This window comes from Sinisalibacter aestuarii, assembly GCF_027923545.1.
GTDB classification, from domain to species: Bacteria; Pseudomonadota; Alphaproteobacteria; order Rhodobacterales; family Rhodobacteraceae; genus Sinisalibacter; species Sinisalibacter aestuarii.
The window spans coordinates 75,451-89,104 of sequence record NZ_BROH01000009.1; the positions used below are offsets into that span (position 1 = coordinate 75,451).

13 protein-coding genes are annotated in these 13,654 nt (G+C 67.8%); 9 read left to right on the forward strand and 4 right to left on the reverse strand.

The features are described from left to right. Positions 1 to 211: 211 nt before the first annotated feature. The gene (locus tag QMG28_RS14585) at positions 212 to 1,390 is read left to right on the forward strand and encodes an ammonium transporter (protein ID WP_281843052.1); all 1,179 of its coding nucleotides are present in this window, start codon (positions 212 to 214) and stop codon (positions 1,388 to 1,390) included. Here QMG28_RS14585 and QMG28_RS14590 read toward each other — a convergent pair. Next, complete coding sequence (locus QMG28_RS14590; protein WP_281843053.1) at positions 1,387 to 2,199, reverse strand: metallophosphoesterase family protein; 813 nt, start codon at positions 2,197 to 2,199, stop codon at positions 1,387 to 1,389. The genes QMG28_RS14585 and QMG28_RS14590 overlap by 4 nt on opposite strands. 68 nt (positions 2,200 to 2,267) lie before the next feature. Between QMG28_RS14590 and QMG28_RS14595 the strand changes: the two genes are divergently transcribed. From QMG28_RS14595 to QMG28_RS14610, 4 genes are all read left to right on the forward strand, one after another. Beyond that, complete coding sequence (locus QMG28_RS14595) at positions 2,268 to 3,590, forward strand: HlyC/CorC family transporter (protein ID WP_281843054.1); 1,323 nt, start codon at positions 2,268 to 2,270, stop codon at positions 3,588 to 3,590. Positions 3,591 to 3,593: 3 nt separating this feature from the next. Then, complete coding sequence (locus tag QMG28_RS14600; RefSeq protein ID WP_281843055.1) at positions 3,594 to 4,625, forward strand: enoyl-CoA hydratase/isomerase family protein; 1,032 nt, start codon at positions 3,594 to 3,596, stop codon at positions 4,623 to 4,625. After that, positions 4,597 to 5,298 carry a Crp/Fnr family transcriptional regulator gene (locus tag QMG28_RS14605; protein WP_434784447.1) on the forward strand — a complete coding sequence of 234 codons (702 nt, stop codon included), beginning with the start codon at positions 4,597 to 4,599 and terminating at the stop codon, positions 5,296 to 5,298. Before QMG28_RS14600 ends, QMG28_RS14605 begins: the two co-directional genes overlap by 29 nt. Before the next feature lie 74 nt (positions 5,299 to 5,372). After that, the gene (locus QMG28_RS14610) at positions 5,373 to 5,573 is read left to right on the forward strand and encodes a YgaP family membrane protein (protein WP_281843056.1); all 201 of its coding nucleotides are present in this window, start codon (positions 5,373 to 5,375) and stop codon (positions 5,571 to 5,573) included. A 64-nt stretch (positions 5,574 to 5,637) separates the two neighbouring features. On the opposite strand, the gene QMG28_RS14615 is transcribed toward QMG28_RS14610, so the two are convergent. Continuing rightward, positions 5,638 to 7,260 (reverse strand): NAD(P)H-hydrate dehydratase, encoded by a 1,623-nt coding sequence (locus QMG28_RS14615; protein ID WP_281843057.1) that lies wholly within the window; start codon positions 7,258 to 7,260, stop codon positions 5,638 to 5,640. Between the two features lie 173 nt (positions 7,261 to 7,433). Between QMG28_RS14615 and QMG28_RS14620 the strand changes: the two genes are divergently transcribed. The 3 genes from QMG28_RS14620 to QMG28_RS14630 all read left to right on the forward strand — a co-directional run bounded on the left by QMG28_RS14620 (position 7,434) and on the right by QMG28_RS14630 (position 10,621). Further along, a complete protein-coding gene (locus tag QMG28_RS14620; protein ID WP_281843058.1) occupies positions 7,434 to 7,772 on the forward strand; it encodes a P-II family nitrogen regulator in 339 nt (112 codons plus the stop codon). 49 nt (positions 7,773 to 7,821) lie between these two features. Next, positions 7,822 to 9,228, forward strand: coding sequence for a type I glutamate--ammonia ligase (gene glnA, locus QMG28_RS14625; RefSeq protein WP_281843059.1), 1,407 nt, complete (start codon positions 7,822 to 7,824; stop codon positions 9,226 to 9,228). A gap of 289 nt (positions 9,229 to 9,517) precedes the next feature. Continuing rightward, a complete protein-coding gene (locus tag QMG28_RS14630; protein ID WP_281843060.1) occupies positions 9,518 to 10,621 on the forward strand; it encodes a hypothetical protein in 1,104 nt (367 codons plus the stop codon). Positions 10,622 to 10,652: 31 nt separating this feature from the next. Here QMG28_RS14630 and QMG28_RS14635 read toward each other — a convergent pair whose 3' ends face one another. Together QMG28_RS14635 and QMG28_RS14640 are read right to left on the reverse strand one after the other, a co-directional pair. Next, complete coding sequence (locus QMG28_RS14635) at positions 10,653 to 11,447, reverse strand: heme-dependent oxidative N-demethylase family protein (RefSeq protein ID WP_281843061.1); 795 nt, start codon at positions 11,445 to 11,447, stop codon at positions 10,653 to 10,655. 11 nt (positions 11,448 to 11,458) lie between these two features. Next, on the reverse strand, positions 11,459 to 12,190 hold the full coding sequence (locus tag QMG28_RS14640; RefSeq protein WP_281843062.1) for an endonuclease/exonuclease/phosphatase family protein: 732 nt from the start codon (positions 12,188 to 12,190) through the stop codon (positions 11,459 to 11,461). A 141-nt stretch (positions 12,191 to 12,331) separates the two neighbouring features. Between QMG28_RS14640 and QMG28_RS14645 the strand changes: the two genes are divergently transcribed. Continuing rightward, complete coding sequence (locus tag QMG28_RS14645; RefSeq protein WP_281843063.1) at positions 12,332 to 13,582, forward strand: bifunctional alpha/beta hydrolase/OsmC family protein; 1,251 nt, start codon at positions 12,332 to 12,334, stop codon at positions 13,580 to 13,582. Positions 13,583 to 13,654: the final 72 nt, after the last annotated feature.

A 13,654-nucleotide genomic window follows, 5' to 3' on the forward strand; every position in this document is an offset into this window, starting at 1 on the left:
GGCCGCTTGCCCCCTCTCACGGCGCCGCCCGCGGCCATGCGCCGGAGCAACGGTTTCATTTCCGCCGCCTCCGGGGGCAATCCGGCGCCATATTTGCTCAATTATTGATCATTTCTGAATCTGCGCGCTTTTTCATCATGCCGCGCGGGAAATGACGTTTGCCCACACGCCGACCCGGTCCATGAGACCCCAACCAAACAAGGAGGGGACAATGAACGGGGCTGATACCGCCTGGATCATCGTGGCAACCGCGCTCGTGCTGTTCATGAGCCTGCCGGGGCTCGCGCTTTTCTACGGAGGGCTGGTGCGGGCGCGCAACGTGCTCTCGGTTTTCATGCATGTCTACGCCATCGCCGCGCTGATGAGCGTGCTCTGGCTGGTCGTCGGCTATTCCATCGCCTTTGGCGAGGGCAATGCTGTCTGGGGCGGGCTGAGCAAGATGTTCCTCGGCGGCATCGGGGCCGACACTCTCTCGGGCACGATCCCCGAAGTGCTGTTCTTCGCCTTCCAGATGACCTTCGCCATCATCACCCCGGCGCTCATTGTCGGCGCCTATGTCGAACGGGTGGGCTTCGGCTTCGTGCTGACCTTCTCGGCGCTCTGGATGCTGCTCGTCTATGCCCCCGTCACCCACTGGATCTGGGGCGGCGGCTTTCTCGCCGATGGCGGCATCTTCGGCGCGACCGGGGTGAAGGATTTCGCCGGCGGCATCGTCGTGCATGAAACCGCCGGGATCGCGGCGATCCTGATCGCCGTCTTTCTCGGCCCGCGCCGTCACCGCACCACCCCGCCGCATTCGCCCGGCTATGTGATGATCGGCGCGTCGATGCTCTGGGTCGGCTGGTTCGGCTTCAACGGCGGCTCGCAGCTTGCCGCCGATGGCGGCGCGGCAATGGCGCTGACCGTCACCCATATCTCCGCCGCCACCGCCTCGCTGAGCTGGGCGCTGTGGGAACGGATCAAGTTCGGCCGCGCCTCACTCGTCGGCATCGTCACCGGCACCATTGCCGGGCTGGCCTCGATCACCCCCGCCTCGGGCTTTGTCGGCCCGGTCGAGGCGCTGATCATCGGCGCGGTGGCGGGCGTGCTCTGCCAGGAGGCGGTGAACCTCGTGCGCAACCGGCTGCATATCGACGACACGCTCGACGTGTTTGCCGTGCATGGCGTCGGCGGCATCTTCGGCACGATCATGATCGCGGTGTTCGGCGCGGGAAGCTGGGCGGCCCAGCTTGGCAGCCTCACCATCGTCGGGGCCTTTACCGTGGCCGCCACGGTGGCGCTCGTGAAGCTCACCGCGTTTGTCACGCGCCTGCGGGTCGACGCCGAAACCGAAACCAACGGGCTCGATCTCTCGGTCCATGGCGAGCGCGCCTACGAGATGAATTCCTAGGGCCGGCGGGGCGTTTTCATCTCGTCGGGCAGGATGTCTTCCGTCGGCCAGTGCCCGGTCATCAAGGCGAGGTCGAAGCCCTGGGTCAGCCCGGACGAGACCATCGCCGCGAAGGCCGGGGCCGGGTCGTAATCGAGCCGCAGGATGCGCGCGCCATCGGCATCGAGCCGGGCATAGCGCCCGCCGCGCCGCCCATCGTCGGGCGGGATGCCGATGGACCCGGCATTGAGCCAGGTCACCCCGCGAATGACGCGCTGGAAGGCAATGCCGCAATGGCCGGCAATGACCCCGTCGAGCGGCCCCGCCGCCGCTTCGATGGCGTTGATTTCCTGCTCGAACAACACTTCCGGCGAGCCGGGCCAGATATACCGCGCGATCCGGGTGAAGCCGCCATGCACCACCGCCCAGCGCCGCCCCTCATGGGCGAAGACGAGCGCATCGGGCAGGCCCTCCATCCAGTCGCGCGCGGCGGCGTCGGTGTGACGGTCGGCAAAGCGCCAGCCCGCGACCGCCCGGCGCATCGAGAGCGAACCGGGCGCGAAGCCCGCGCCGCTTTCGCCGGCGCAGGCGGCAAGCTGGCGCTCGATATTCCCGGCCACGACATGATGGCGATAAGCCCGCGTGGCGGCGATGCATTCGGCGGGCTGGGCGCAGGTGCCGGCGATATCGCCGGTGCAGATCACGTTGCCCGCCGGCACGCCCGCGCGCGACACGTCGCGCAACAGCGCGCCCAGCGCGGCAAGGTTGCCGACCGCCCCGCCATAGGCGATCACCGGGCCGGTGAGCGTACCGAGCGACGCGATCTTCATGCCCTCTCCCTTGAAACGCGGGTAAACCACCGCCATAGAAGTGCGAAACCACGCGAAAGACAACGCCCATGACCCCCGCCGAGACCGGCCCCCTCCTCGACACCGCCTTCTGGCTCACCGCCGGCGCAATCGCGCTGCTGCTGGTGCTGTCGGCCTTCTTCTCCGGCTCCGAGACCGCGCTTACCGCCGCCTCGCGCGGCAAGCTGCGCGCGCGCGCCGACAAGGGCGAGAAGGGCGCCGGCCGGGCGCTGGCGATCACCGACGACAATGAGCGGCTGATCGGCTCGGTGCTGCTCGGCAACAACCTCGTCAACATCCTCGCCACCTCGCTGGCCACGGCGCTGTTTACCCGGCTGTTCGGCGCCGAGGGCGTGGCGCTGGCCACGCTGGTGATGACGCTGCTGGTGCTGATCTTCGCCGAGGTGCTGCCCAAGACCTATGCCATCACCCGGCCCGAAGCGGCGGCGGGGCTGGTCTCCGGCCCGATCCGGATCGTGATCCTCGTCTTCGCCCCCATCGTCTCGGCGGTGCGCGCCTTCACCCGGGGGCTGCTGAAGCTGCTCGGGGTCGAGACCGACCCGAACGCCCAGCTTCTCGCCGTGCGCGAAGAGATCGTCGGCGCCATCACGCTCGGCCACAGCGAAGGCGCGGTGGAGAAGGAAGACCGCGACAGGATTCTCGGCGCGCTCGATCTGGGCGACCGCACGGTGGACGAGATCATGCTCCACCGCAGCCAGATCGAGATGATCGACGCCGAAAGCCCGGCCATCGAGGTGCTGCAACAGGCGCTGGCCTCGCCCCACACCCGCCTGCCCGTCTACCGTGGCGAGCCGGAAAACATCGTCGGCGTGATCCACGCCAAGGATATCAGCCGCGCGATGTACGCCGCCGGCGAAGCCGCTGGCGAAGCCGGGCTGACCAGGGCGCTGGCCGAGTTCGACATCATGCAGGTGGCGATGGAGCCCTATTTCGTGCCCGAAACCACCACGCTCGACGACCAGATGCGCAACTTCCTCAAGCGCCACACCCATTTCGCGCTGGTGGTGGACGAATACGGCACCCTGCAGGGCCTGCTCACGCTGGAAGACATCCTCGAAGAGATCGTCGGCGAGATCACCGACGAGTTCGACATGTCGGGCGACGAGAACGGCATGACCCGCCTCAATGACGGCAGCCTGATGGTCGAGGGCGCGATGACGATCCGCGACCTCAACCGCGCGATGGAATGGAACCTGCCCGACGAAGAGGCCAACACCATCGCCGGGCTGGTGATCCACGAGGCGCAGATGATCCCGAACGAAGGCCAGGTCTTCTCCTTCCATGGCTGCCGCTTCGAGGTGATGAAGCGCGAGCAGAACCGGATCGCCCAGCTGCGCATCCGCCCGCTCTGAGCGATGGCGGAGCTGATCACCTTCCGCGCCGGGAAGGCGGGCCGGATCACGCTGACCCGCCCGCAGGCGCTGAACGCGCTTTCCTACGAGATGTGCCGCGAGGTGGCCCGGGCGCTGGACGAGTGGCGCGACGATCCCGAAATCGCACTGGTGGTGATCGACGCCACGGGCGACCGCGCCTTTTGCGCCGGCGGCGATATCCAGGAAATGTATGAGACCGGCAGGCAAGGCGATTTCGACTATGGCCGCCGGTTCTGGGCCGACGAATACCGGATGAACGCCGCCATCGCCGAATATCCCAAACCGGTGGTGACGCTCCTGCACGGCTACACGATGGGCGGCGGCGTCGGGCTCGGCTGCCATGCCAGCCACCGTATCGTTTGCGAAACCAGCCAGATCGCCATGCCGGAAGTGGCCATCGGCCTGGTGCCGGATGTGGGCGGCACCCACCTGCTGGCCCGTGCGCCGGGGCGGATCGGCGAATATCTCGCTTCGACGGCGGCGCGGATGGGGCCGGGCGACGCGATCCATGCCGGCTTTGCCGACCTCTACGTGCCGCGCGAATTCTGGCTCGACCTCACCCTGCGGCTCGAAAGCACCGGCGATCTGTCGATCCTCGACGCGATGGCCGAGGCCCCGCCCCCCGGCCCGGTCGCGGCGGCGCAGGGCGAGATCGACCACCTTTTCGCCGGCTCGCCCGGCGAGATCGCCACCGCCCTCGCCGCCGATGGCAGCGACTTCGCCCAGGCCGCATTCGCCGCCCTGCGCCGCGCCTCGCCACTGGCGGTGGCCTGCGGGCTGGCCAATATCCGCGCCCGGCGCACGGATGGCGGCGGCATCCGCCCGGCCCTGCGCGCCGAATACCGCTTCACCTTCCGCGCCTCGGAAAAAAGCGACTTCCTCGAAGGCATCCGCGCAGCGATCATCGACAAGGACAAGGCCCCGCGCTGGCAACATGCGGGGCTGGACGAGGTGACCGGGGCCGAGGTGGCGGCGATGCTGGCCGATCTCGGCCCGGACGAGCTGCGGTTCTGAGGGGGGCCGGGCGCGGTGCTGGACCACCGAAGCACAGGACCTCGCCGCGCTGGAACCCGCCGCCCGCGCCACGCTGGAGCGGCTCAGCCCGGCCGAGCTGCCGCAGGGCGCGGTGCTGTTTCGCCCCGGCGAGGCGGTGAAGGGCTATGTGATCGTGCTCTCGGGCCATGTCGGCGTGCACCTGCTCGGCCCCAGCGGGCGCGACATCCTGCTCTACGAGGTGGCGCCGGGGCAAAGCTGCATCCAGTCCACCCTCGGCCTGCTGGGCGGCGAGGCCTATTCCGCCGAAGCCACCACCAGCCAGCCCACCCGGCTGGTGCTGCTGCCGAAACCGGTCTTTCTCGAACTCGTCGACAGCTCGGCCGCCTTCCGCAAGGTCGTCTTCGCCGCCTTCGCCGAGCGGATGCAGGCGATGATGCAGCTGATCGAAACCATGAGCTTCATGCGGGTCGAGGCGCGGCTGGCCACGCTGGTGCTGGAGCGCGCCGATGCCGATGGCACGCTGGCGATCACCCAGGCCGAAGTGGCCCGCGCCATCGGCACCGCCCGCGAAGTGGTGAGCCGCCGGCTCGACAAGCTCGCGCGCGCCGGGGTGATCGGGGCGGAACGCGGTCTGATCCGGGTGCTCGACCGCGCCGCGCTGGAAGCGCTGGCGACAAGCGCCGCCATGTGACCAGATCACATGCATGGGCGCGCGGGATGTGGTAGAAAGACCTGTCCGGCTTGGACATACGGAAAGGACGATCCATGTTCACCACCAACGAAGGCACCCTCGACCGCGCCCTGCGCGTCATCCTCGGCGCCGCCCTCATCCTTGGCTATTTCCTCAATCCCGGCGGAGCGTATAGCTGGCTCTACTGGCTCGGGATCATCCCGCTGGCCACCGGCCTGATCGGCTGGTGCCCGATCTACTCGATCTTCGGGGTCAAGACCTGCAAGACGAAATAAGCGTCGGGTGCGAGGGGGCCAGCCCCCTCGCGCTCCCCCGAGGTATTTATCGAACAGAGAAGGGTCAGAGGCCGAGGGTTGTGAACACCTTCGGAAGCTCTTCCGGCAGATCCTCGGCAATCAGCCCCGGCCCGAAGTTGCGTGCGGCTTCGACATGCAGCCAGGCGGCCATTTCCGCCGCCTTCACCGGCGCGAAGCCGCGCGCCATCAGCCCCGCGATCATCCCCGCCAGCATATCCCCCGCCCCCGCCGTCGCCAGCCAGGGCGCGGCGCGGTCATAGGCGGCGGCATGGACGGTGCAGCGCCCGTCCGGTGACGCGATCACCGTATCCGGGCCTTTGAACAGCAATGTGCAGCCGGCCCGGGCGGCGGCGGCGCGGGTGGCGTCGACCTTGGAGAAGGCCGGGCCTTTGGTGGCCGGAGCGGCCAGCTTTTCGGCAATGTCGGGGAAGAGCCGGGCGAACTCGCCAGCATGCGGGGTGAGCACCGTTTGATTGTGCACCAGCGCAAAGAGCGCGGCAGGGTCGCCCGCGAAGGCGGTGAGCGCATCGGCATCGAGCAACGTCGCCCGGTTGGCGGCGAGCGCCACCGGCACCAGCGCGCGCGCCCGCCCCAGCCCGAGGCCGGGGCCGAGCGCGAGGGCGTTGAGGCGGCCATCCTCCAGCACCCGGGCCAGCGCCGCTCCATCTTCCACCTCGCGCAGCATGATCGCGGTGAGCTGGGCGGCATTCTCGGCCAGCGCATCATGCGGGGTGGCGAGGGTGACAAGCCCCGCCCCCACACGCAACGCCGCGCGCGCCGCGAGGCGGGCCGCGCCGGTATGGCCGGTGGGGCCGGAAAGGATCAGGGCGTGACCGTGGGTATATTTGTGTCCCGCCAGCGTCGTCGCCTTGTCGAGCCTGTCGGCGTCGGGCGCGGGAACGAGACGGACGGGATGCATCGCGCCGGGGCCGCCGCGCTGCACATTCGGGCTCAGCCCGATATCGGCCACCACCACCCGGCCCGCGCGTGCCGGGCCCTGCCCCAGCACATGGCCGAGCTTCAGCGCGTGGAAGCTCACCGTCAGCGCGGCGGCGGCCACGCCATCGCCTTCGGGCGGCGCAAGCGGACGGCCCGAATCCATGCACAGGCCCGAGGGCGCATCGACGGCGACGACGCGCGCGCCCGCCCAGGCCATCTCGGCCAGCGCATTGGCCGCCTGCTGCGCCACGCCCGCCAGCGGCCGCCCAAGGCCGGTGCCGAACAGCGCATCCACCGCAAGATCGGCTCCGGCCAGCGGCAGCGGCAGCGCAAGCGGGGCCACCCGCCCCATCGCACACCACCGCTCATAATTGACCCGCGCATCCGGCGGCAGCTTGTCCGCCTCGCCGTAGAGAAGCACCTCCACCGCCCAGCCCCGCTCCGCCATGAGCCGCGCCACGACGAACCCGTCGCCGCCATTATTGCCCGGCCCGCAGAGCACCACCGTCCTGTGCCCTTCATCCTTGCCCAAATACTCCCGGGGGGTCCGGGGGGCAGCGCCCCCCGCCCCGCCCGCCGCAGGCGCAAGCTCCGGCCATTCGGCGAACACCGCCTCGACCACCCCCTGCCCGGCCCGTTCCATCAGCTCCAGCCCGCTCACCGCACCGGACGAGATCGCCGCCCGTTCGATGGCGCGCATTTGGGCAGATGTGAGCAGTTCACGCATGGATTTCGCCTCAAACTTTCGCAAATCGCCCCAATCTCGGGCAACCTGCACAAATTATGTGCAACGTAGCTGGAATCCCAGCGCTGGCTGCGCTACCAGAACCCTATCCAATTGAGGCCGCCCCGCGAAAGTGGTCACTGGGCGGCGAACCATTTTCCATGGGGGGACACCACATGAAAAAGATCGAAGCCATCATCAAGCCGTTCAAGCTCGACGAGGTCAAGGAAGCACTTCAGGAGATCGGCGTGCAGGGCCTCTCCGTGATCGAGGTGAAGGGCTTCGGCCGCCAGAAGGGCCATACCGAGCTGTATCGCGGCGCCGAATACGTGGTGGATTTCCTGCCGAAAGTGAAAATCGAGGTGGTGCTGCCGGCCGACCAGGTCGACGCCGCCATCGAGGCGATCATCGCCGCCGCCAAGACCGACAAGATCGGCGACGGCAAGATTTTCGTCACGCCTGTGGAACAGGCGATCCGCATCCGCACCGGCGAAACCGGCCTCGACGCCGTTTGACCCGCCCGCACCAGTTCAACGCCATATCAACTCAAAGGAAAGAGAGAGAATGAGCAAAGCTGATGTTCTCAAGCTGCTGAAGGACGAAGACGTCGCCTATGTCGACATCCGCTTCACCGATCCGCGTGGCAAGCTGCAGCACGTTACCGTCGCCGCCGAACTCGTCGACGAAGACTTTCTCGACGAAGGCTTCATGTTCGACGGTTCCTCGATCGCCGGCTGGAAGTCGATCGAAGCTTCCGACATGAAACTCATGCCGGACCCGAAATCGGTCTATATCGACCCGTTCTACGCCGAGAAGACCCTCTGCGTGCATTGCTCGATCGTCGAGCCCGACACCGGCGAACCCTATGAGCGCGACCCGCGCGGCACCGCCGAGAAGGCCGAAGCCTATCTCAAGGCGAGCGGCATCGGCGACGTGTCCTATTTCGGCCCGGAAGCCGAGTTCTTCCTGTTCGACGACGTGCGCATGTCGGTGACCCCCAACAAGGTGGCCTATGAGATCGACGCCGTCGACGCCGCCTGGAACACCGATACCGAATACGAGATGGGCAATACCGGCCACCGCGCCGGCTACAAGGGCGGCTATTTCCCGGTCAACCCGATCGACGACGGCCAGGATATCCGCTCGGAAATGCTCTCGACCATGAAGCAGATCGGCATGAAGGTCGACAAGCATCACCACGAGGTGGCGACGGCCCAGCACGAGCTTGGCCTGATCTTCGGCTCGCTTACCGAGCAGGCCGACGAGCTGCAGAAATACAAATACGTCATCCACAACGTCGCCCAGGCCTATGGCAAGACCGCGACCTTCATGCCGAAGCCGATCAAGGGCGATAACGGCTCGGGGATGCATGTGAACATGTCGATCTGGAAAGACGGCAAGCCGCTCTTCGCCGGCGACAAATACGCCGATCTGAGCCAGGAAGCGCTGTGGTTCATCGGCGGCATCCTGAAGCACGCGAAAACGCTCAACGCCTTCACCAACCCGGCCACCAACTCCTACAAGCGCCTGATCCCCGGCTTCGAAGCCCCGGTGCTGCGCGCCTATTCGGCCCGCAACCGCTCGGGCTGCGTGCGGATCCCGTGGACCGAGAGCCCGAAGGCCAAACGTGTGGAAGCCCGCTTCCCCGATCCGGCGGCGAACCCCTATCTCGCCTTCGCCGCCCTGCTGATGGCCGGCCTTGACGGGATCAAGAACAAGATCGACCCGGGCCCCGCCTCGGACAAGAACCTTTACGATCTGCCGCCGGAAGAACTGGCCGGGATCGACACGGTCTGTGGCTCGCTGCGCGAAGCGCTCGAAAGCCTGGAGAAGGATCACGACTTCCTGCTCGCCGGCGATGTCTTTACCAAGGACCAGATCCAGGGCTACCTCGATCTGAAATGGGAAGAGGTCTACGCCTACGAGCACACGCCGCACCCGATCGAGTACCAGATGTACTACTCCTGCTAAGGCGGCAGACGGCAACAATCGGGGCGCTCCTTCGGGGGCGCCCTTTTTCGTTCCGGCTGCGTTTTGCCGGCGGATTATCGCCGAGCGGCGCGCGATCGTGGCGCAAAATGGGGCAATCGCTGCAATTCGCGACGAATGTTTCCGGAACATGCCCTGATTGTCGGTGGATTTTCCACAATCGGCCCCAATTGCGACCACAATCTTATTGTTTCTTTGACCGTAACTGATGGCAAAAGCCCGAGCAGGAGGACCTGAAATGACTGGTCTTGCCAGAAGTACGATTACCGCGTTGTTTTACGCAGAACAAAAAGAACTCGATTTTCACGACCTGGCCTCGAAGCTGGCCTCGGCGATGCTGCACGCATCCGAAGGCGGGCTTGAGATCCGCACGGAATACGATGACGTGATCATCTTCGATCAGGCCGATGTGAGGATCGGGCTCGCCTATGGGCGTCTCGCTTCGGACTTCCCCGAGGTGCTCGCCGCGCAGGGCTGCGACGAATGCTTCATCGTCTCGGTCGGCGAGCGGCCAGACGGGATCGGCCGCGCCGACCATGCCGAGATTTGCGCCCGCATGGCCGCCCAGATCGAATCGCGCTACCCCGCCGATGGCGAGGTGGTGCTGGAGAGCGATGCGGCGTTCAACGAGACCACCTTCGACGATCTGCTGGACGAAACCGTCGCCGCCTTCCTCGAAACCACCGAGCCGGAGGCGCCGGTGCAGCCCGCCCGGGCAGAGATCTTCGGCCCCGACGACGAGGCCGAACATGCCGCCCCGGCGCATCTGAAACTGGTCGCCCGGGATGAGCCGCCGCGCCAGCGCGGGGCCGAGGCGTTCGAGCCCGTGCCCGAGGATTGGGTGCCGTCCGATCTGATCGCGCGCTATGACCGCGAGCAGGCCCAGCGTGGCGCCCCGCGCGCGGCGATGCGTTACGAGCCGCCCCGGCGGCGCCCGACCGCCGCCGCCAATACGCCCGGCGCCCCTGCCCGCGCCACAGCCGCGGCCCGTCCGCGCGGCGAGCGCGCCGCGGCGGCCTTCAGCCGCCTGCGCCCGCAGCCCACCCATGCCGCCGCGGCCGCCGATCACATGGGGGCAAAAACCCTGGCCAGGGCCGGCATCCATATCGGCGGGCTGGAACCGGAAACGGGCAGCATCTTCCCCCCGATCGCCGCCGCGCATGCCGCGCCGCTGGTGCATCGCGGTGCGATCAACGCGCTCAACGTGGCGGTGATGGCCTTTTCGCTGCCCATGGGCGCTTTCCTGATGACGCTGGCGCTGCTCGGCCGCGAAAGCCTGGTGATGTCGTCACGGGTGACGGCGGCGACCGGCGCGGGCATCGGCGTGACGCAGAGCGACACCGCGCTCCAGATTCTGCAATCCTTCATCTCCTGACGCGATCCGGCCCGCTTCGGCGGGCCGGTCTTCAGCTCACCGGGCGATGCGCAGCGAGCGCGGCGCGGTCCTCCCCGGTCAGCCGCTCGAAGGGGATCACATAGGTGTGGATCGAAAAGACAACGCTGCGCGGCACCGGCAGCCGGTTCAGCACCTGCCGCTCGATGCGCAGCCAGCGCGGGCCATCCGGCGGCAGCTTGCGGCGCTCGCCCTCGCGCCGGGGCTGGTGCAGATCGGGATCGGCATAGACCAGCGCGTTGGCCCGCCAGATCGGCCGCCCCTCGCGCAACCCGTCGAACAGCCGCTGCACCCGGCGCGCGATGTTGTCGTCATAGACCGGCACCGGCACGTGAATGCCGGTGAGCGGGCGCATGAATTTTTCCGACAGCGTCCAGCTCGCCGGGAAGCAAAGCACGGCGCCGGTCAGGATATGTTCCTCCGCCCCCTCGGGCTGCTGCATCACAACGAGGTCTTCCTGCACCAGCCGCGCGGCGGTGACGAGCGGCGCCTGGCGGTCGATCTCCACCGCGCGCCCGTCGGGGCAGATCACGCGGCCGCCCCGGCGGCTGTAGCCGGGCTTGGCCGCGATTTCGGCAAGCACCGCGTCAAGCAGCGCCTCCGCCGCCGGGCGCGCATCGGGGGCGAGCGCATGAACCTCGTCGCGCCGCGTGGCCAGCAAATCCTCGCGATAGGCCATCTGCGCGGCATAGACCTCATCGACCCGCAGCCAGTCGCCCGGCTCGACCGGGTTCAGCCCCGGCAGGCGGGCGGTGCGGGCTTCGGCCCAGGGCCGCAGCGGCAGCTCGGACTGGCAGATCGCGACCATCGCCGGCCCGGTCAGTCAGCCATGGTGAATTCGGCCCAGACCCCGTAATGATCCGAGCCCAGAAGCGGCAATTGCGTGACCTCGCCGCGCCCGCCGGAGGCGAACACGAAGTCGATCGGCACGCCCAGAAGCCCGCCGACGCGGCGGGTGGTGATCGCCGCCCCGATCCGGTTCACCCCGGCGCCATTGGCCACATCGCGCACCGGCCCGGATTGCGGCGCATTGTTGAAATCGCCGCCAATGATCTTGGGCCCCGGCACCTGGCTCAGATAGGCGCCCAGCCGCTGCGCCTGCCGGGCATGGCGCGGCTTGTCGCGGGTTTCGAGATGGACCGAAATCACCCAGACCCTGCCTTGCGGCATCTGCACCTGAATCGCCACCGCGCCGAGCGGCCGGATGCATTGATTGCTGCCCGGCACCAGCGGCCAGCGCGACAGCACCGCCACACCGCCGATCCCCTTGAAGGTGCAGAATTCCTGCGACGGATAAGCCTGCGCCAGCATCGCCAGCAGCTTGTCGTTGTCGCGGTTGACCTCCTGCAGCGTCACCGCATCCGGCGCGCGGGCGAGGATATCGCCGGCAAGCGCCCGCTCCTCGTCGTTCCGGAAGGCCATGTTTTTCTGGTAATGCGTGTAGGTATAGCCCTGCGCCCAGGCCGGCGGCGGCAGCAGCACGAGAAGGGCCAGAGCCAGGGTCTGGAACACAAGGAAGGCGGGCCGGAGCCGGAGAGCATGGTGCATCATGGCGCCCACTCTAGGGCATCGCCTCGGCCCGGCAAGAGCTTTCATATCGCTCACGCCATGGTGCGGCGGCGGCGTTTTGCCCCGCTTGCATCCCCCGCCCCTGCGGGCCACATCTGGCGAAACCCGCAGGAGACAGCAGCGATGAGAACCGAGACCCTCACCTTCACCGGACATGGCGGCGCCGAGCTGGCCGGGCGGCTCGACATGCCCGAAGGCCCGGTGCGCGCCACCGCGCTCTTTGCCCATTGCTTCACCTGCACCAAGAACATCCTGCCCGCCCGCCGCATCGCCGCCCGGCTGACCGAAGCGGGCATCGCCGTGCTGCGCTTCGATTTCACCGGGCTTGGCGACAGCGAGGGCGACTTCGCCGAGACCACCTTTGCCAGCAATATCGAAGATCTGCACGCCGCCGCCGAAGCGCTGGCCGCGCGCGACATGGAACCGAGCCTGATGATCGGCCATTCGCTGGGCGGCACGGCGGTGCTGAAGGCCGCCGCCGCACGTAAGGCGGTGAAGGCGGTGGTCACCCTCGGCGCACCCTATGCGCCCGATCACGTCACCCGCAACTTCGCCTGCCGGCTGACCGAGATCGAGAAGAACGGCGTGGCCGAGGTCGATATCGGCGGGCGGCCCTTCACCATCTCCAAAGCCTTCCTCGACGATATCGCCGAACAGGAACTCACCGGCGCGATCCACCGCCTCGGCGCGGCGCTTCTGGTGATGCATGCCCCGCGCGACGAGGTGGTGGGCATCCGGAACGCCACCGACATCTTCACCGCCGCCCTGCACCCCAAGAGCTTCGTTACGCTGGGCGATGCCGATCACCTGATCAGCAAGGCCGAAGACGCCGAATATGCGGCAACCGTGATCGCCGCCTGGGCCGGGCGCTATCTTGGCCTCGATCTTGAACTGCCCTCGCATGCGGCGATGCCGGTGCCCGGCAAGGCCGCGCCGGAGGGCACGGTGCGCGTCACCGAGCTGGACCCGGAGGGCTTTGTGCAGGAGGTGGCGAACGGGCCGCATCACTGGTTTCTCTCCGACGAGCCGCTGAGTGTGCCGCTGGCCACCAACCGGGGGCCGAACCCCTATGCGCTGCTCAAGGCCGCGCTCGGCTCCTGCACCTCGATGACGATGCGGATGTATGCGCGGGTGAAGAAATGGCCGGTGACGGGGATTTCCGTTGAAGTCACCCACCGCAAGGTGCCCGCCGAGGACGGCGCGACAGACGATCGCGGACGGCCGCTGAAGATCGACGTGTTCACCCGCTCGATCACCCTCGACGGCGATCTGGACGACGACCAGCGCGCCCGGCTGATCGAGATCGCCGACCGCTGCCCGGTGCACCGGACGCTGCATCAGTCGAGCCGGATCGAGACGCTTCTGGCCGGGTGACGCGCGGCGCCCGGCGTTTTTCTTCAGGTTGAGCGGACGCGCCGCGCATTCCCCCTTGACCTGCGCCCGCAC